The sequence below is a fragment of the Kitasatospora sp. NPDC096147 genome (genome assembly GCF_044763225.1).
In the GTDB taxonomy this organism is placed as follows: Bacteria; Actinomycetota; Actinomycetes; order Streptomycetales; family Streptomycetaceae; genus Kitasatospora.
In genome coordinates this window covers 111,262-128,678 of sequence record NZ_JBIWFX010000014.1, presented here as the reverse complement: position 1 = coordinate 128,678, position 17,417 = coordinate 111,262, and the positions used below count along the sequence as shown (strand labels likewise).

General features: G+C 74.9%; 15 protein-coding genes. 8 read left to right on the top strand and 7 right to left on the bottom strand.

The window, feature by feature from the left end; genetic code table 11:
- Positions 1-7: 7 nt before the first annotated feature.
- Positions 8-1,465 (bottom strand): NCS2 family permease, encoded by a 1,458-nt coding sequence (locus ACIRBX_RS31790; protein ID WP_402302342.1) that lies wholly within the window; start codon positions 1,463-1,465, stop codon positions 8-10.
- 179 nt (positions 1,466-1,644) lie between these two features.
- Here ACIRBX_RS31790 and ACIRBX_RS31785 point away from each other — a divergent pair, with 179 nt between their 5' ends.
- Both ACIRBX_RS31785 and ACIRBX_RS31780 read left to right on the top strand, forming a co-directional pair.
- Positions 1,645-1,938, top strand: a complete 294-nt coding sequence (locus ACIRBX_RS31785) for a DUF2530 domain-containing protein (protein WP_402302340.1) — start codon at positions 1,645-1,647, stop codon at positions 1,936-1,938.
- A 52-nt stretch (positions 1,939-1,990) separates the two neighbouring features.
- Positions 1,991-4,468, top strand: coding sequence for an HAD-IC family P-type ATPase (locus tag ACIRBX_RS31780; RefSeq protein ID WP_402302339.1), 2,478 nt, complete (start codon positions 1,991-1,993; stop codon positions 4,466-4,468).
- Here the strand turns inward: ACIRBX_RS31780 and ACIRBX_RS31775 are convergent.
- From ACIRBX_RS31775 to ACIRBX_RS31765, 3 genes are all read right to left on the bottom strand, one after another.
- Positions 4,465-5,094 carry a glyoxalase gene (locus ACIRBX_RS31775; protein WP_402302338.1) on the bottom strand — a complete coding sequence of 210 codons (630 nt, stop codon included), beginning with the start codon at positions 5,092-5,094 and terminating at the stop codon, positions 4,465-4,467. The two genes, ACIRBX_RS31780 and ACIRBX_RS31775, sit on opposite strands and share 4 nt — an antisense overlap.
- Before the next feature lie 62 nt (positions 5,095-5,156).
- On the bottom strand, positions 5,157-8,450 hold the full coding sequence (locus tag ACIRBX_RS31770; protein WP_402302335.1) for a sacsin N-terminal ATP-binding-like domain-containing protein: 3,294 nt from the start codon (positions 8,448-8,450) through the stop codon (positions 5,157-5,159).
- A gap of 494 nt (positions 8,451-8,944) precedes the next feature.
- Positions 8,945-9,823: a DUF3027 domain-containing protein gene (locus tag ACIRBX_RS31765; protein WP_402302332.1), complete on the bottom strand. Its 879-nt coding sequence runs from the start codon at positions 9,821-9,823 to the stop codon at positions 8,945-8,947.
- A 309-nt stretch (positions 9,824-10,132) separates the two neighbouring features.
- Here ACIRBX_RS31765 and ACIRBX_RS31760 point away from each other — a divergent pair, with 309 nt between their 5' ends.
- From ACIRBX_RS31760 to ACIRBX_RS31745, 4 genes are all read left to right on the top strand, one after another.
- Positions 10,133-11,563: an MFS transporter gene (locus ACIRBX_RS31760; protein ID WP_402302330.1), complete on the top strand. Its 1,431-nt coding sequence runs from the start codon at positions 10,133-10,135 to the stop codon at positions 11,561-11,563.
- 117 nt (positions 11,564-11,680) lie between these two features.
- A complete protein-coding gene (locus tag ACIRBX_RS31755; RefSeq protein ID WP_402302327.1) occupies positions 11,681-12,250 on the top strand; it encodes a hypothetical protein in 570 nt (189 codons plus the stop codon).
- A complete protein-coding gene (locus ACIRBX_RS31750) occupies positions 12,247-13,002 on the top strand; it encodes a futalosine hydrolase (RefSeq protein WP_402302325.1) in 756 nt (251 codons plus the stop codon). The genes ACIRBX_RS31755 and ACIRBX_RS31750 overlap by 4 nt, the downstream gene beginning before the upstream one ends.
- A complete protein-coding gene (locus tag ACIRBX_RS31745; RefSeq protein ID WP_402302322.1) occupies positions 12,999-13,841 on the top strand; it encodes a menaquinone biosynthesis family protein in 843 nt (280 codons plus the stop codon). Before ACIRBX_RS31750 ends, ACIRBX_RS31745 begins: the two co-directional genes overlap by 4 nt.
- Positions 13,842-13,848: 7 nt before the next feature.
- On the opposite strand, the gene ACIRBX_RS31740 is transcribed toward ACIRBX_RS31745, so the two are convergent.
- Positions 13,849-14,232, bottom strand: a complete 384-nt coding sequence (locus tag ACIRBX_RS31740; protein WP_402302321.1) for a cold-shock protein — start codon at positions 14,230-14,232, stop codon at positions 13,849-13,851.
- A 444-nt stretch (positions 14,233-14,676) separates the two neighbouring features.
- Here ACIRBX_RS31740 and ACIRBX_RS31735 point away from each other — a divergent pair, with 444 nt between their 5' ends.
- Complete coding sequence (locus tag ACIRBX_RS31735) at positions 14,677-14,910, top strand: hypothetical protein (protein WP_402302318.1); 234 nt, start codon at positions 14,677-14,679, stop codon at positions 14,908-14,910.
- A 40-nt stretch (positions 14,911-14,950) separates the two neighbouring features.
- Here the strand turns inward: ACIRBX_RS31735 and ACIRBX_RS31730 are convergent, their stop codons facing one another.
- Entirely contained in the window at positions 14,951-15,556 is a 606-nt protein-coding gene (locus ACIRBX_RS31730) for an HAD family hydrolase (RefSeq protein ID WP_402302316.1), read from the bottom strand.
- A 132-nt stretch (positions 15,557-15,688) separates the two neighbouring features.
- Here ACIRBX_RS31730 and ACIRBX_RS31725 point away from each other — a divergent pair, with 132 nt between their 5' ends.
- Positions 15,689-16,645: an ABC transporter substrate-binding protein gene (locus ACIRBX_RS31725; protein ID WP_402302314.1), complete on the top strand. Its 957-nt coding sequence runs from the start codon at positions 15,689-15,691 to the stop codon at positions 16,643-16,645.
- Here the strand turns inward: ACIRBX_RS31725 and ACIRBX_RS31720 are convergent.
- Positions 16,642-17,283, bottom strand: a complete 642-nt coding sequence (locus ACIRBX_RS31720) for a hypothetical protein (RefSeq protein WP_402302312.1) — start codon at positions 17,281-17,283, stop codon at positions 16,642-16,644. The genes ACIRBX_RS31725 and ACIRBX_RS31720 overlap by 4 nt on opposite strands.
- Positions 17,284-17,417: the final 134 nt, after the last annotated feature.

Sequence of the window (17,417 nt, the reverse complement as noted above, 5' to 3'; positions counted from 1 at the left end):
CCGGGCGTCAGTTCAGGCCGAGGGCCGGCATCAGGTAGTAGAAGGCGAAGACCGCGGCCACCGCGTAGAGCGCGACCGGCACCTCGCGGCCCCGGCCGGTGGCCGCGCGCAGCAGGCAGAAGGTGATGAACCCGAAGCCGATGCCGTTGGTGATGCTGTAGGTGAACGGCATCATGACCATGGTCAGGAAGGCCGGGATCGCGATGGTGTAGTCCGACCAGTCGATGTCCCGGATCGAGTTGGCCAGGATCAGGAAGCCGACCGTGACCAGCGCGGGGGTGGCCGCCTGGGCCGGGACCATGGTGGCCAGCGGGGTGAGGAAGAGCGCCACCAGGAAGAGCGCACCGGTGACGATCGAGGCGAAGCCGGTCCGGGCGCCCTCGCCGACGCCGGCCGTGGACTCGACGAAGCAGGTGTTGGCGGAGGAGGAGGTCGCGCCGCCGGCCGCGGTGGCGATGCCGTCCACCATCAGCACCTTGTTGATGCCGGGCAGGTCGCCCTTCTCGTCCAGCAGGTGGGCCTCGTCGGCCACGCCGAGGATGGTGCCCATCGCGTCGAAGAAGCAGGACATCAGCACGGTGAAGACGAACAGACAGCCCGTCAGCACCCCGACCTTGGAGAAGCCGCCGAACAGGCTGACCTCGCCGACCAGCCCGAAGTCCGGAGCGGCCACCGGATTGCCCGGCCAGCTCGGCACCGTCAGGCCCCAGTGCTGCGGGGCGATGGTGGCGGCCTCGTTGATGACCAGGGCCACGCCGGTCATCACCGCGATGGAGATCAGGATGGCACCCGGCACCTTGCGGACCACCAGCACCAGGGTGAGCAGCAGGCCGAGGATGAAGACCAGCACCGGCCAGCCGTTGAGGTGTCCGTCGCCGCCCAGCTGGAGCGGGACGGTGGTGTGCGCGGCGTCCGGGATCCGGCTGACGAAGCCGGCGTCGACCAGGCCGACCAGCGCGATGAACAGGCCGATGCCGATCGCGATGGCCTTGCGCAGGCCGAGCGGCACCGCGTTCATCACCCGCTCGCGCAGCCCGGTGGCGACCAGCAGCATGATCGCGAAGCCCGCCAGCACCACCATGCCCATGGCGTCCGGCCAGGTCATCCGGGGGGCCAGCTGGAGCGCCACGATGGTGTTCACCCCGAGGCCGGCCGCCAGGCCGATCGGCACGTTGCCGATCACGCCCATCAGCAGGGTGGTGAGGCCGGCGGTGAGCGCGGTGGCGGTGACCAGCTGGGCACTGCTCAGGTGGGTCCCGTTCATGTCCACGGCGTTGGCCAGGATGATCGGGTTCAGCACCAGGATGTACGCCATGGTGAAGAAGGTGGCGACACCGCCGCGGACCTCGCGGGCGAGCGTGGAGCCCCGCTCGGAGATCTTGAAGAAGCCGTCCAGCGGGCCGCCGGGCTGCGGCTTGGTGGACGGCTCGGGCGACGCGGAGGTCGGCTGGGCCTGCGGAGACATGTGGGGGTCCTCGTCGGAAGTGGGGGAGGTGAGGAGGGCACAAGTATGTGTTTCCCGGTCGTGCACGCGCCATCTCCGCGCGTAGAAAACGACCATTACGAGCACGCTGCGACAGCTTCCGCTTGGAGCTTCCTCCAGCCGCGGGCTCCCGGCGGAGCGTAGCCCTTACCCTGGGCCGCATGCCGAAGACCGCTGTCCGCCCCTCTCCGCCGCCCCTGGAAGCCAACGACGTCGCGATCGTCGGCGGCGGCACGGCGCTCTGGTTCCTCGCCTTCCTGGTGCTGATCCCCTTCCACTCCTCGCTGGAGGAGAGCGGTCACGGCCGCTGGCCGTGGATCTGCCTGGCCGGCGCCGGCCTCGGCCTGATCGGCCTCTGGTACTGCCGGGCCCGCCGGGACGCGATCCGCCGGGCCCGGGCGGCGGAGGCGGCGGCCGGGGCGGCCGCCGAGGACCCCGCCACTCGGACGGACTGAATAGCACCTCAGTAGGGCGCACCGGACATAACGCCCCCCTAGAGTCGGTCCCATGACTCATCCCGCGGAGAACACGGCGACCGCCCCCGACGGGGAAGCCCGGCCTGAAGGTGCGTCAGCGATCGGCGCCGGCCCGGTCCGCCGGGGCGGCCTGAGCTCCGCCGAGGTCGCCGAGCGGGTGGCCCTCGGCCAGGTCAACGACGTGCCGGTGCGCTCCAGCCGGTCCGTCAAGGAGATCGTCCGGGCCAACGTCTTCACCCGGTTCAACGCCATCATCGGGATCATGTTCGGCATCATCCTGGTGGTCGGCCCGCTCCAGGACGGCCTGTTCGGCCTGGTGATCGTGGCGAACACGGCGATCGGCATCATCCAGGAGCTGCGCGCCAAGAAGACCCTGGACGGACTGGCGCTGATCGGCGAGGCCAAGCCGCAGGTCCGGCGGGACGGCGCCGCCGTGCAGGTCGCGGTGGCGGAGATCGTGCTGGACGACACCGTGCTGCTGGGCATCGGCGACAAGGTGATCGTGGACGGCGTGGTCACCGAGGCGGACGGTCTGGAGATCGACGAGTCGCTGCTCACCGGCGAGCCGGACCCGGTGCTCAAGCAGCCCGGCGCCCAGGTGATGTCCGGGAGCTTCGTGGTGGCCGGGGCCGGCGCCTTCACCGCCACCAAGGTCGGCCGCCAGGCGTACGCGGCCCAGCTGGCCGAGGAGGCCAGCCGGTTCACCCTGGTCAAGTCGGAGCTGCGCAGCGGCATCGACTCGATCCTCAAGTTCATCACCTGGCTGCTGGTGCCGACCGCGATCGGCCTGATCGTCAGTCAGCTCGCGGTGGAGAAGAACGACTGGCGCGAGGCGGTCCGCCGGATGGTGGCCGGCATCGTGCCGATGGTGCCCGAGGGCCTGGTGCTGCTCACCTCGGTGGCCTTCGCGATCGGGGTGATCCGGCTCGGCCGCAAGCAGTGCCTGGTGCAGGAGCTGCCCGCGATCGAGGGCCTGGCCCGGGTCGACACCGTCTGCCTGGACAAGACCGGCACCCTCACCGAGGGCGGCATGGACGTGGTCGAGCTGCGGGTGCTGGACGACGCCGCCCCGCACCTGAGCCCCGAGGCGCCGCTGGCCAACCACCTGCTGGACGACCCGGCGCTGCTGAAGCAGGCACTGGGCGCGATGGGCGGCGCGGACGCCCGGCCCAACCCCAGCATGCAGGCGGTGATCGACGCCTACGGCAACGGCGCGGGTGAGCGCTGGCGAGTGCTGGAGGTGATGCCGTTCTCCTCGGCCCGCAAGTGGAGCGGCGCCCGGATGCTGGAGCCGGCCGGCAGCGAGGCCAGCTGGCTGCTCGGCGCCCCGGACGTGCTGCTGCCCGCCGGGCACCCGGCGCTGACCGAGGTGGACGAGCTGGGCTCGCGCGGCCTTCGGGTGCTGCTGCTCGGCCGCAGCGAGGCAGCCCTGGAGGACGACCCGGCCGCCACCCTGGAGCCGCTCGGCCTGGTGGTGCTCCAACAGCGGCTGCGCGGCGACGCCGCCGACACCCTGCGGTACTTCGAGAGCCAGAAGGTCGAGGCCAAGGTCATCTCCGGCGACAGCGCCGTCTCGGTCGGCGCCGTCGCCGCCTCGCTCGGACTCCCGGGCGCCGAGCGGCCGCTGGACGCCCGGACGCTGCCGACCGACCCCGAGGAGCTGGCCGAGGTCGCCGAACGCACCACCGTGTACGGCCGGGTGACACCGCAGCAGAAGCGCGAGCTGGTCGGCGCCATGCAGTCCCGGGGCCGCACCGTGGCGATGACCGGCGACGGGGTGAACGACGTGCTGGCGCTCAAGGACGCCGACATCGGCGTGGCGATGGGCTCCGGCAGCGAGGCGACCCGGGCGGTGGCCCAGATCGTGCTGCTGAACGACTCCTTCGCCACCCTGCCCTCGGTGGTGGCCGAGGGCCGCCGGGTGATCGGGAACATCGAACGGGTCGCCAATCTCTTCCTGGTGAAGACGGTCTACTCGGTGCTGCTCGCCCTGCTGGTGGTCTTCACCCACGTGCCGTACCCGTTCCTGCCCCGGCACTCCACCGTGCTCTCCTCGCTGACCATCGGCATCCCGGCCTTCTTCCTGGCGCTGGCCCCCAACAACGAGCGGGCCAGGACCGGCTTCGTCCGCCGGGTGCTGCGCCTGGCCGTCCCGGGCGGGGCGATCGCCGGCACGGCCACCTTCACCGCCTACATGCTGGCCCGGGCCAACCACGCCACCGACCTCAAGGCCGACACCAGCGTGGCCACCCTGACCCTCTTCCTGGTCGCCATCTGGGTGCTGGCGATCGTCGCCCGCCCCTACACCTGGTGGCGCCTCGCCCTGATCGGCACCATGGGCGGGGCCTTCGCCCTGGTGCTGGTGGTGCCCTGGCTCTCCGACTTCTTCCAGCTCTCGCTGGCCGGCACCCGTGACCCGTGGACCGGCGTCGCCATCGCGGTGGCCGCCGGGCTGCTGCTGGAGGTGGTCTGGCGGGTGATCGTCCGCCGGATCGGCGAGGAGTCCTAGGCCAGCAGCGCCGCGAGCTTCTCCTGCTCCCCCAACCGGCCTGCCAGGTCGGTGAGTTCGGCCACCGCTGCGGCCCGCACCGCGGCGTCGGCCCCGGCCGCGTGCCGGCGGTAGCCGGAGCACAGCGCCCGGAAGGCGGCCCGGTCGTCGTTCTTGAACTCGACCAGGATCCGGGCGTTGTCCAGGGCCCTGGCCAGGCCGGTGAGCGCCGGGGAGCCGCCGTACTCCAGCTCCATCGGCTCGTCCCGCTGGATGACGATCAGCGAGTTGCCGGACGGGTCGACCAGGGTGAAGCGGCTGGCGCCCTCCCGGTAGCGGGTGATCCGGGGCCGCCCCGAGGACGGCACCCGGCCGTAGTGTGCCTTCAGCCCCGCCTTGAACTCGGCGTGGTAGGGCGCCACTTCGTCGACGAAGACCAGGCAGCCGCCGCCCTCGGCGGCCGGGTCGTGGCCCTCCGGCGGCCGGGAGTAGTGCAGCTGGATGCCGCCCCGCCCGAAGGCCAGGTAGAGGTAGGGGCGGGTCTGGCGGTACGTCAGCTCGAAGCCCAGGGCGGTCAGGAACTCCACCGTCTCCTCGACGGCGGCACAGGGGAGCAGGGGGACGGTCGTCTCGTTCGCGCTCGTCATGCCCGCGAAACTAGCCGAACCGTCCCCCTCGGCGCACATGGAGGTTCGTGTGCGCAGCGCCGTCACTCGTAGTCGCGCGCCGCCAGCAGCTCGTACGCCCGGTCCGGCTCGGTCAGCGCGGCCAGCACCTCGAAGCGCCGGTGCCACTGGCCGACCGACCAGGCCAGCCCGGCCGCCAGGCCCTCGGGGGTGGCGGCGTGCAGCAGGCCGGGCACCGGCGGGACCTCGAACTCGTCGTCCTCGTCCCCGGATTCGGCCTCCTCCGGGTCGTACGGCAGCTCCGGGGCCTGCCCGGCGCCGTCCCACCGCCAGGCCACCGCCGCCTCGCCGCCGTCCGGGCCGACCACCAGGAGTTCCTCGTGCTCCTCGTAGACCGCCGGGCAGCCGGGCAGCAACTCCCGCACCACCGCCGGGGTCCGGTGCAGCGCGCCCTCCGAGAGCACCCGGCCGCCGGCCACCTCGCTGGCCAGCGAGACGTGCAGCCGCTCGGCCAACTCCGGTGCCAGCGAAGGCTCCACCGGCAGCAGCGGGTGGTCGTGCAGCAGCTCCACCAGGTCCGGGGCGTCCGCCACCACCGCCTCGGTGGCGTCCACCAGCACCGTCCCGTCCGGGCGGCGGCCGGTCTCCGGGTCGAGCGGCGGGACGGCCCGGACGCTGTCCAGCGCCTCGATCCGCTCGGCCGGGACCGCGGCCAACGCGCTGTGGATGCCGTGCAGTTGGCGGTGGCTCACGGAGGAGGCCGGATCGGTCAGCCGGTCCAGCAGCTCGTCCGGGCCGTGCGGCTCGGCCAGCAGCGCGGCCAGCGTGGTGCGCACCCCGAGCGCGTGCAGGAAGGTCTCGTCCAGCGTGGTGCGGGCCTCGTCGTAGAGGCCGCGCAGCAGCGGATCGGCCCCGGCCGCCCGCAGCCCGGCCGGCTCCCGGCCGTCCAGCACCGGGTGGTCGCGCAGCCACCAGGCGGTGTACGGCGGCAGGTCCACGTACCGGCCGTCCGGCAGCAGGGTGCGCACCGGGGCCACCACCGCGTCCCGGTACGGGGGCCGGGCCAGCAGGGCCAGCGCCTGCGGCCAGGCCGCGTCGTCCACCAGGTCCAGATCGCGCACCGCGAGCAGCTCGGCGGCCACCGGCGGGACGCCCAACTCCCCGGTGCCGTCGGCGTCCAGGGTCTCCAGGACGTCCTCGCACCACTCGGCCAGGCCGTCCGGCGCCTCGTCCAGCAGACCGGTCGGCCGGCCGCCCGCCGCCCGGTCGGCCGGGGCGGTCGGGTCCAGCCGCTCCAGGTCGTCCGGGTCGAGCACCACGTCCTCCGCGCGGACCAGCACGAAGCTGCTCAACGCGCCTGCGGCGGCCAGCACTTCGGGGCCCCATCGGTCCAGCAGGTCCTCGTCCACGTACCCGGCGTCGTCCTCCCGGGCCAGCTCGGCCAGCGGGGAGTCCGGCAGGATCAGCTCACCGGCCCGGGTCAGCTCGCCCTCGTCGTCCGGCAGCGCCAGCCGGGCCAGCCACGGGTGCTCGCCCGGGGTGGCCCCGGCCGCCTTCACCAGGGCCAGCACCGCGTCGGCCAGGTCGACCGCCGCCTCGAAGTCCTCCTCGGCCAGCTCCAGCGAACGGGCCACGGCGGCCCGCACCTCCGGGGTGTCCAACACCCCGGCCGGGGTGGCCGTGCCCGCGCCCAGCTTGGCCAGCAGCGGGTGCGCGGCCTCCGGGTGGGCGAGCCGCAGGTCCAGCAGGCCGAGCGCCTCGGCCAGCGCCTCCGGGTACCCCTCGTAGCCCGCCCAGTCGGCCGCGTCCGAGGGCAGCAGCACCCGGCGCGGCCCGGTCACCGTCCGGCCGTCCGCCAGCGGCACCGGCAGCGCCCCGAGCGCCTCCGGATCGGCCCCGCCGAGTGCCGCGTACAGGTTGCGCCACCAGGCCGGCTCCCGGTCCAGCCCGCCGAGCTGGTCCACCACCTCGGCCAGCGGCACCCGGCGCACCTCCAGCACCCGCAGCTCGGAGCGACGCTCCAGCCCGGCCGGCAGCAGGCCGGGGAAGATCGGTGCCAACGCCTCCACCACACTGCGGTCGGCGCCCTCCAGCACCGTCGCGTCCCGCGGGCGCAGCGCCGGGGTGCCCTCCTCCACCGGGGCCGGGTGCGGCAGGAACGGCGTACCGGGCAGCCGGCTCAGGATCGCCGTGCGCAGCCCGTTGTCCAGCGCGCCCTGCCCGAGCGGGCCCGGCACCAGCCCGAGCGAGCCGAGGTCGCCGCCGCGCGCCCGCAACAGGTCTGCGTAGGCGTCGGCAGCCCGCTCGGTGAGGAAGTCGGTGAGCGGGCCGGGCGCCACGTGCCGGCGGGTCGAGTCCAGCGGGTACCCGGCGATCAGCAGGGCCGGGACGCCCATCGGCTCGTCACTCGGGGTCGGCGCGTGCACCACCGGCGCGGTGGCCGGCGTCTGCGGCGCCCCGGCGGCGTCCACCGGCACCGCCCAGGTCACCGTCCAGAACGGGCGGGCCCGCTCCTCGGTCGGACGGTCCGTCAGCAGCTCGGGGGCGATCGTCCCCGAGAGGGTGACGGTCTGCCAGGTGGTGGCCCGGCTCCCGTCGGTCAGGGTGACGGTGCCCAGCCCCTCCGCCTGCTGCTCCCCGGGCGTGCTCCGGGTCAGCTGCCGCACACCCTCCGGCGTCTCCACCGTGACCTCGGCCAGACCGGGCAGGGTGAGCAGCAACGCGTCGTCGATCCCGGCCAGCAGACGCCGGGTCAGGTCCTCGGCCGCCGCATCGCGCAGCGGCAGCACCACCACCGTGTCGTACCCCTCCGGCGCCACGCCCTCGGCCGGGAACGGCAGCCGCAGCAGCGGCACGTGCCCCTCGCGGCGGCGCAGCTCCTCCGCCAGCTCCGGCCGGGCCCCGGCGAGCTCCCGCGCCTCGGTGAGCGACCAGCGGACGCCGCCGTGCGAACCCAGCACGGCCGGCTCGTCGGTGACGGCCAGCACGGCCGAGAAGCCGACCCCGAACCGGCCGACGGTCGGCGTCTCGTCCGAGCGCTTGGACGAGGCCCGCAGGGTGGACAGCGACTCCACGGCGGCGGCGTCCAGCGGCGCCCCGGTGTTGGCCGCGGCCAGCACCCCGTCCCGCAGCGTCAGCCGGAGGCGGCCGGGGCCGTGGCCGGAGCGGGCCGCCGCGTCGGCCGCGTTCTGCGCCAACTCCACGATCAGCCGGTCCCGGTAGCCGCCGAGCGCCAGCTCCTCCTCCGCGTTGGCGTCCTCCCGGAACCGGGCCGGGGCGTCCGTCCAGGCGTCCAGCACCCGGCGCCGCAGGGTGGCCGTGTCGAAGGGATCGGCCGCCTGCCCGTCACTGCCGCTGCCGATGATCCGAGGCTCCACTGCACTGCCGCCTTCCCCTGGACTGCTGTAGGGAACGCATTCTCCCCCTCCGCACGGGGCTCCCGACGCCAGGGGCACGGACGACGCCCGGCAGGGCAAGCGCATCGGCGCGCCGGAACCCGCGACGCCCGGAAGGGCAAGCGCTCAGGGGCGCACCGAACACGCAAGGCCCGGAAGGGCAAGCGCTCAGGGGCGCGAGGAACTGCGCGAGTACGGAAGGCGGCCCACCGGCAACTGACCCGCCGTCAGCCAGTTGCACGTGCTGTCGTTCCCCCGCGCGCAGTTCCTCGCGCCCCTGGGTCGCTGCACCTGAACCTCGCGCCCCGGCTCAGCCAAGTACATCGCTCGCGCCTCGGCTGAGCCAGATGCATCGCTCGCGCCCCTGGGTCGGTGCAACTGAACCTCGCGCCCCGGCTCAGCCAAGTACATCGCTCGCGCCCCCGCTCAGCCAGATGCATCGCTCACGGTGCCCGGGACGGCCGTGCGGGTGCCGCTCAGGAGTGGCCGAGCTCCTCGGTGGGGGCGTCGGGCTCGACGGAGCCGCTGGTGCGGTCGGGGTGGAGCTGGAGGGGCTCGACCTGGAGCTCGTCGAGGATCAGCTCGGCCGGGGCGGGCGGGGCCGGGATGACGGCGGCCTCGGAGTGGCCGCCGCAGCCGTAGGCGAGCGAGACGACCTGGCCGTCGGCCGGACCGAACTCGTTGCCGCAGATGCCGAACGCCTGCCCGAGCGAGCCACCGATCGGGACCAGGAAGCCGCAGCTGGTGCAGTTGGCCGGGGCCGCCTGGGCCATCGGGGACTGCGGGCCGTGGGCGGTCTCCCAGCGGTCGGCGGCCTGGTGCAGGCCGAGCCGGGAGAGCACCCGGGGCCGGCCGAGGCCGAGCTCCTCGGCGAGCGCGCCGATGGTGGCCCGGGCCGGGGTGACCACCGGCTCGGTGGCGCTGATCACGAGCTCCTCGGCGGCCAGCGCGGCCACCGAGTTGGGGGCCGGCTCGTCCTCCCCGGTCCAGCCCGGCTCCAGTCGGAGGTCGTCGGCGTCGGTGGGCAGCAGGTCGCCCGGCCCCATGTCGCCGGGCCGCAGCCGCTCGCTCCACGGCACCCACTGCGGCGCGAGCACCGCTCCGGGGCCGGGCAGCAGCACGGTCTCGTCCAGCGTCACGTTCTTGGCGCGCGGGGCGCGGGCCACCGTCACGGCCCAGTGCCAGCCGCGGTAGGCCGCGTCCAGGCACTCGAAGGTGTGGGTGACGACCCGTTCGCCGTCGGCGCGGGCCCCCAGGTGGGCACCGACGCTCTCCTGGCCGACCGTCTCGACGGCGGACTGGCGGGCGAGTTCGACGGCCTCGGCACAGAGCCGGTCGGGGGTACGGCTTCGCATCGCAGCACTCACGGCGTCGATTCTCTCCCAAGTTCTGTAGCCTGCGGCCCATTTGCCCACGGTCTGTCGGCACCGCCCCGGGGCGGGCGGTCCACCGGGGCACCCGGCCCCACCGGGCACCGTCACGCTTATTCTGCGTGACCCGTGCCCGTCCGTTGACCGGCCGCGCCGCCCGGCGGGCAGTGCACGCGCGTAGTGCAGGCTACCCGTCGGTCGGCCACCCGGGACAGTCCGGTTCCCCGACCGGACCCGACGGAACGCCGTGGATCTTCGTGGCGTCCGGCGTCACCGGCGGGAATCTCGGGCAGGATGGGCTGTGTGGCGGACGAGACCCCACCGATACCCGCCCCGCCGGCCAGCGACCACGGGTCGTCACCGGAGGGCGGGTCGAAGCCGCCCAGGCGCGGACTGCTCGTACGCGGCGCGTCGGCCGCCGGTGCGCGCACCGGCAAGGTGGTGCACGGCACCGGGCGGCGGATCCGCCGGGCCACCTCCGCCGAGGGCGCGGGCGAGTCGGGCCTGGCCAAGCTGATCGAGCTGCACGCGCTGAACTCCTTCGGCGACATGCTGATCACCATCGCGCTGGCCTCCACCGTGTTCTTCTCGGTGCCGACCGGCGAGGCCCGCGGCCGGGTGGCCCTCTACCTGCTGGTCACCATGGCCCCGTTCGCCCTGCTGGCCCCGGTGATCGGCCCGCTGCTGGACCGGATGCCGCACGGGCGCCGGTCCGCGATGGCGATGTCGATGCTGGCCCGGGCGGTGCTCGCCTGGACCATGGCCGGGCCCGTGATCAGCGGCAGCCTCACCCTCTACCCCGCCGCGCTCGGGGTGCTGGTCGCCTCCAAGGCGTACGGGGTGGTGCGCAGCGTGGTGGTGCCCCGGCTCCAGCCACCGGGCCTGTCGCTGGTGAAGGCCAACTCCCGGGTCACCCTGGCCGGGCTGATGGCCGGCATGGTGGCCGCCGGGGTGGGCGGGCTGCTGCACCTGCTCGGGCCGGCCTGGCCGCTGCGCGGGGCCTTCCTGGTGTTCGTGGCGGGCACCCTGATGGCCTTTCACCTGCCGCACCAGGTGGACTCGGCCAAGGGCGAGGAACGGGCCGTGCTGCACACCACCGAGCACACCCCGCGGAAGGCCCGGCTGCGCTCGGTCGGGCCCTCGGTGCTGCTGGCGCTGCGCGCGGTGGCCTCGCTCCGGGCGCTGGTCGGCTTCCTGGTGATGTTCCTGGCCTTCCTGCTGCGCAGCGATCCGGTGGCCGGGCTGCAGCCGACGGTGGCGATCGGGGTGGTGGCGGCCTGCGCCGGGGCGGGCAACGCGATCGGTTCGGCGCTCGGCTCCTGGCTGCGCACCCGGCGTTCGGAGGCGATCGTCGCCACCGCCCTGCTGCTGGCCACCGCGGCGGCCGTCGCGGCGGCCCTCTGGTACGGGCTGCTCACGGTGGCCCTGGTCGCGGCCACCGCCGGGGCGGCCGCCTCGCTGGGCAAGCTGGCGCTGGACGCGCTGATCCAGCGGGACGTGCCGGAGGCGGTGCGCACCTCGGCCTTCGCGCGGTCGGAGACCCTGCTCCAGCTCAGCTGGGTGGCGGGTGGCGGGCTGGGCATCACCCTTCCGCTGGACGGCTCGCTCGGGCTGGGGGTGGCGGCCGGGCTGCTGACCGTCTCGCTGCTCTGGACGCTCTGGTCGCTGGTGCGGCTCGGCGGCTCCCGGCCGGGGCCGGCCGCCCGCCCCCGGTCGGTGAGCTGACGGGGCGACAGCGGGCCGGGAACCACCCCGTTCGGCCGTACCGGTTCCTGATGTTGTGCTCGCCGTTCGGGCGACCCGGACGTTTGCCGGACGGGTGCGGCCGGTAGTCTTCGGCGCATGAGCCTCAGCACCCGTGTCATCGCCGCCCTCGGCGCCGTCGTCGTGATCGGCGCCGGCACGGTCGGCGGTTCGATCGCCGTCGCCTCCGGCAAGGACGACCCCTCCGGGCCGAAGGCCACCCTGGTGGTCGGACGCTCCTCGCTGGACGCCGAGCCGTTCTGCTACAACGACGGCAAGCCGCTGGACGAGGCCGCCCAGACGAGCTGCCAGAAGGAGGCCCGGAAGGCCCAGCTGGAGGGCAAGCTCCCGACCTCCGACGTGACGGTGTCCGACAAGATCGGCGTCGGCGTCGACCCGAAGGTGGCCGAGAAGGGCTGGTTCGCCTTCACCGACGGCGGCCAGCAGCAGCGCGCCACCATCTCGGCGACCCGCACCGACTCCACCTACTCGGGCTCGCTGCCGGCCATCGGCCTGCTGGCCGCCGGCGAGAAGACCAACGTCACCGTGGTCCAGGCGGACGAGAAGACCGGCGACATCCTGGGCGTCTGGTACTTCCAGCTGAAGAACAAGGCCGCGGCCGGCCTGCCCGAGCCGCAGCAGGGCTCCGGGGCCGGCACCGAGCAGTGACCCACCCGCACCAGGACGGCGGCCCGCGGCCGGGGACTCCCCGGCTGCTGGTCGCCGTCGCCGTTGCGGCGGAGGCCGAGGCGGTGCTGCGCGGGCTGCGCGACGGGGCCCGGCCGGTGCCGCTGGACGGCCCGGCGGCGGCCGGCGAGCTGCGCCGCAGCGAGCACGCGAGCGGCACCGAGGTGGACGTGCTGGTGGCCGGGGTCGGCCCGGTCGCGGCGGCCGTCTCGGTGGCCGCCGTGCTCGCCGCGCACCCCTACGACCTGGTGGTCTCGGCCGGCATCGCCGGCGGCTTCGCGCCCCGGGCCCCGATCGGCTCGGTCGTGCTGGCCGAGGAGATCGTCGCGGGCGATCTGGGCGCCGAGACGCCGGAGGGCTTCCGCAGTGTGGCCGAGCTGGGCTTCGGCGCCGTCCGGCACCTGCCCCCGGCGGGCGCCGTCCGGCTGGCCGCCGACGCCCTGGACGCCGCCACCGGCACCGTGCTGACCGTCTCCACCGTGACCGGCACCGCCGAGCGGGCGGCCGCCCTGACGGCCCGTCACCCGCACGCGGTGGCCGAGGCGATGGAGGGCCACGGTGTGGCCGAGGCGGCTGCCCGGTACGGCGTGCCGGTGCTGGAGCTGCGCACCGTCTCCAACACGGTCGGCCCCCGGGACCGCGACGCCTGGCGGATCGGCGAGGCGCTCGGTGCCCTGGAGCGGGCCTTCCTGCTGCTGCCGTACCGCGCCCTGATCGAGGAGGCCCACCGGTGACCCTGCGCGTCGCGTACTCGCCCTGCCCGAACGACACCTTCGTCTTCCACGCCTGGGCGCACGGCCTGGTGCCGGGCGCCGAGGCGCCCGAGGTGACCTTCGCCGACATCGACGTGACCAACGGGATGGCCGAGCGCGGGGAGCTGGACCTGCTGAAGATCAGCTACGGCCAGCTGCCCTGGGTACTGGACGAGTACGCCCTGCTGCCCTGCGGCGGTGCGCTGGGCCGGGGCTGCGGCCCGCTGGTGCTGACCGCCGGCGAGCTGACGCCGGAGCAGCTGACGGGCCGTACGGTGGCGGTGCCGAGCGAGCGCTCGACCGCCTACCTGCTGTTCCGGCTGTGGGCGGCGCAGGCGGTGCCGGGCGGCTTCGGCGAGATCGTGGTGCTGCCGTTCCACGAGATCATGCCGGCCGTCCGGGACGGCAAGGTGGACGCCGGCCTGGTGATCCACGAGGCCCGGTTCACCTACCAGCGGTACGGGCTGCACAGGCTGGCCGACATGGGCGAGGCGTGGGAGCTGGCCACCGGCCTGCCGATCCCGCTGGGCGCCATCGTGGCCCGCCGCTCGCTCGGCCGGGAGCGGCTGGCGGAGCTGGCGGAGCAGATCCGCAGCTCGGTCCGGATGGCCTGGGACGACCCGGGGGCCTCCCGGGAGTACGTGCTGGCGCACGCCCAGGAGATGGACCCGGCGGTGGCGGACCAGCACATCGGGCTGTACGTCAACGAGTTCACCGCCGACCTGGGCGAGGCCGGGTACGCCGCCGTGCGCGGCCTGCTCACCCGGGCCGCCGCCGAGGGGCTGGTGCCCGCCATCGGCCCGGGTGCGCTCGACTTCTGACGGACCCTTACACGTCGAACTGGTCGGCCACCGCACGCAGCAGCACCGCCAGCTTCTGGCCGGTCGGCTTGGCCGGGTAGCGGCCGTGCTGGAGGCCGGGCAGCACCCCGTCCAGGGTGGTGATCAGGTCCTGCACGATCGGGGCCATGTCGTCCGGGCTCTTGCGCTGGGCGGCGGCCACCGAGGGCAGTGCCTCCAGCAGCTGCACCGACATGGCCTGGTCACCCCGGTGACCGGCCACCACGCCGAACTCGACCCGCTGCCCCGGCCGGAGCGCGGTCACCCCGGCGGGGAGCGCCTTGGTGTGCACGAACACGTCCCCGCCGTCGTCGCGCGACAGGAAGCCGAAGCCCTTCGTCTCGTTGAACCACTTCACCTGGCCGGTGGGCATCTCGAAAAGTCCTCGTGTGGGTACGGGGAAGCCCCGGCGCGAGCCGGGTTCCCAAGGGGTGGATGGCGGGGCCGACCGTGCGGAACGCGTCAGGCGTGCCCGGTCAGCATGCTAATGATCCGTCAGCTGTTCAGCGGCGCGCAGCCGGTTTCCGGTACGCGGCTCTGACGGTGCGGACACCGCCCGGCCTGGCGGGGCCAGGGCGCGACCGTGCGCTCTCCACTGGCTGAACACCCCCGGTCGGGACGGTCGGGGCGCCGAACCGGCCCCGTGCGACTCCTGCATACCCGGCCGACCAGCGGCCCGAAACACTCCGTCCCCGAGGAACTCCGCTGGGTGACGGGCCGTCAGATCACGGACCGTCGTCCCGCCCGCTCCGGCGGCTGCCACACTGGGAGGGTCCCCCGGCCGACCAGGACCGGCCGCACCCGTCGAGGAGCCCCCGTGAGCAGCAGCACCACCACCGACCGGAGCGGCGCCCTGGTCAAGGCCGGCGCGATCGTCTTCCTGATCGGCGCGGCGGCCACCCTGGCCACCTTCGTGCCGCTCTTCCTCGACCTCACGCCGCTGCCGACGGCGGCCTACTGGATCTCCATGCTGATGCCGCTCGGCCTGGCCGCCGCGCTGGCCGGCATGTTCCGCGAGGCCCGTGCGAAGAAGGCCCCGCGGGACTCGTGACGGCCGACCGCGCGAGCCGGCCCCACCGAGGAGACGGCTCCTAGCCGAGGTGGGCGGCCAGCCAGTCCGGGAAGGCCGTCAGGTCGTCCAGCACCACGTCGGCCCCCGCCCCGCGCAGCTCCGCCGCCGTGTACGGGCCGGTGGCCACCGCCACCGCCACCGCGCCGCCCGCCCGGGCGCCCCGGACGTCGCCGAGGTGGTCGCCGACGTAGACGCTCGCGCCGTGCTCGCGCAGCGCGTCGCCCTTGGACTCGGCCCAGGTGTCGCCCACCAGCACGTCCACCGCCAGGCCGACGTGGGCCAGCTGGACCCGGGCGTTGCGCTCGTACTTGCCGGTGACCACCGCGACCCGGCCGCCCGCCGCCCGGACCGCGGCCAGCGACTCGACCGCGCCGGGCAGCACCAGGGTGCCGGGCAGCGCGTGCTCCAGGTACAGGCCACGGTAGAGGTCCGCCGTCCCGGCCACCGCGTCGGCGGGGAACCAGTGGGCGATCTCGTGCGCCAGCGGCGGGCCGAGCCGGGAGATCGCCAGCTCGCTGTCGATCGGCACCCCGGTCAGGGCGGACAGGGCGTCGAAGGTCGCCTTGATCCCGGGGCGGGTGTCCAGCAGCGTCATGTCGAGGTCGAACCCCACGGTGAGAGCCATGCCCTCACCCTAGGCGGGCCGGGCCCCCGGGCCGCAGGGGTTTCCGACGGACGGCCGTGCACCGCCGGACATCCCGACATGTCCGACATAATCGGCTACGAGCCCCGCCGCCGACCGTGCCGAGGTGCCCCGATGCCCCGCCAGTTCTCCCGCCGCGCCGCCCTCGCCGGACTGGGCGCGGTGCTGCTGACGGGCTGCACCACCGAGGAGCGGCCCGACGCCCCGCTCGACGTCACGCCCTCCCCCGTCCCACCGGTCACCGTGGACACCCCGAACGGCCCGGTCCGGGTGCCCGGCGCCCCGACCCGGGTGGTGGTGCTGGACACCGACGTGCTGGACTCCGCCTTCACCCTCGGTGTCCCGCCGCTGGCCGCCTCCCGGGCCCCCGCCGACCCCGGGCTGCCGGACTACTTCCCGGCCGACTGGCTGGCGCAGGTCGGCTCGGCCGGCACCGTCGGTGCCCCCGACTACCCCGCGATCAGGGCGCTCCGCCCCGAGCTGGTGCTCGGCAACCAGACCCGGGACGGCGCCCACTACGAGCAGCTCCGGGCCATCGCCCCCACCGTGTTCACCGCCACCACCGGCGCCTCCTGGAAGGACGACTTCCAGGTGCACGCCCGGGCCCTCGGCCGCCTCCAGCAGGCCGAGGCGGTGGCCACCGCCTACGGCCGCCACCTCGGCACCGCCACCGAGGCGATCGGAGCGGCCGGCCATGGCGGCAGCCGGATCAGCCTGGTCCGCTTCGTCGGTGGCTCGCCCACCATCCGCCTGTACGGGCGGCGCAGCTTCCCCGGCAGCCTGCTCACCGACCTCCGGCTGGCCCGCCCCGGCCCGCAGGACGTGGACGCCGCCGAGGTGGAGGTGACGCCCGAGCAGATCGGCCAGGCGGACGGCGACTTCCTGTTCCACTCGACCTACGGCGACCCGGCCACCGCCGAAGCCGTCCTCGCCTCCCCCGCCTGGCACGCCCTCACCGCCGTCCGCACCCACCGGGCCTTCCCGGTCGACGACCAGCTCTGGTACCAGGGCATCGGCTACACCGGCGCCAACCTGGTCGTCGCCGAACTCCAGCGCGTGCTGACCGGCTAGCCGGCCTGCTCCGCCACCGCCTTGCGGCGGCGCATGGTCACCACCAGGAGGAAGACCGCGGTCAGCACGCCGGCCGTCCGCAGCGCCCCCGGGGCGTCGGCCCAGACGGCACGGCCGAGCTCCTCGGCCGGAGCCGGGGTGCCCCACCGCCCCTGCGTGCGGCCCCACTGCCAGACGGTGGCCGCCGTCATGGTGCCCAGCGGGATGACCAGGGCGGCGAACTTCCTGGTCAGCGGCCCGAGCCGGGGCGCGATGTACGCCAGCCCCCACCCCGCGAGCAGGGCCAGCAGCTGACCGGTCACCGCCCCCGCGACCAGCACCGCGGCGGCCAGCAGCACCAGCGGCGAGGGCCGACGGCCCGTCAGGAACGAGCGCCGGGGCGCGGGCTGCCCGGCCGGCACCGGCGGCGCGTCCGGCTCCGCCGCCGCCCGCTGCCCGGGGAGGAGCGGGGCCGGGGCCGGGGCAGGAACGGGGGCAGGGGCGGGCTCCGGGAAGTCGAACTCCACGCTGTCCCAGCCGGGGAAGTCCGCCGGGGTGAGCGGGGGCCTGGCGTGCGCGGCCGGCGCGATCAGCCAGGCCGCCTGTCCCGGCGCGGACCCACCGGCTCGGGGCGCGGCCGGTGTCCCGGGCGCGTACACCGAATCCGACTCCCCGTCAGACCCGGCCCCCGCCGGCCCCGCCGACCCCGCCGACCCCGCTGCCGCGGACTTCCCCGGGCGCTGCTTCCCGAGCACCCGCCAGGGCCCGTCCACCCGCCACCACTCACCATCCG

Coding starts and splice junctions, on each gene's coding strand:
- ACIRBX_RS31775 (WP_402302338.1), bottom strand. CDS start 5,094: ATGACGAGCGCGAACGAGACGACCGTCCCCCTGCTCCCCTGTGCCGCC.
- ACIRBX_RS31790 (WP_402302342.1), bottom strand. CDS start 1,465: ATGTCTCCGCAGGCCCAGCCGACCTCCGCGTCGCCCGAGCCGTCCACC.
- ACIRBX_RS31765 (WP_402302332.1), bottom strand. CDS start 9,823: ATGCGAAGCCGTACCCCCGACCGGCTCTGTGCCGAGGCCGTCGAACTC.
- ACIRBX_RS31780 (WP_402302339.1), top strand. CDS start 1,991: ATGACTCATCCCGCGGAGAACACGGCGACCGCCCCCGACGGGGAAGCC.
- ACIRBX_RS31785 (WP_402302340.1), top strand. CDS start 1,645: ATGCCGAAGACCGCTGTCCGCCCCTCTCCGCCGCCCCTGGAAGCCAAC.
- ACIRBX_RS31755 (WP_402302327.1), top strand. CDS start 11,681: ATGAGCCTCAGCACCCGTGTCATCGCCGCCCTCGGCGCCGTCGTCGTG.
- ACIRBX_RS31725 (WP_402302314.1), top strand. CDS start 15,689: ATGCCCCGCCAGTTCTCCCGCCGCGCCGCCCTCGCCGGACTGGGCGCG.
- ACIRBX_RS31760 (WP_402302330.1), top strand. CDS start 10,133: ATGGGCTGTGTGGCGGACGAGACCCCACCGATACCCGCCCCGCCGGCC.
- ACIRBX_RS31730 (WP_402302316.1), bottom strand. CDS start 15,556: ATGGCTCTCACCGTGGGGTTCGACCTCGACATGACGCTGCTGGACACC.
- ACIRBX_RS31740 (WP_402302321.1), bottom strand. CDS start 14,232: ATGCCCACCGGCCAGGTGAAGTGGTTCAACGAGACGAAGGGCTTCGGC.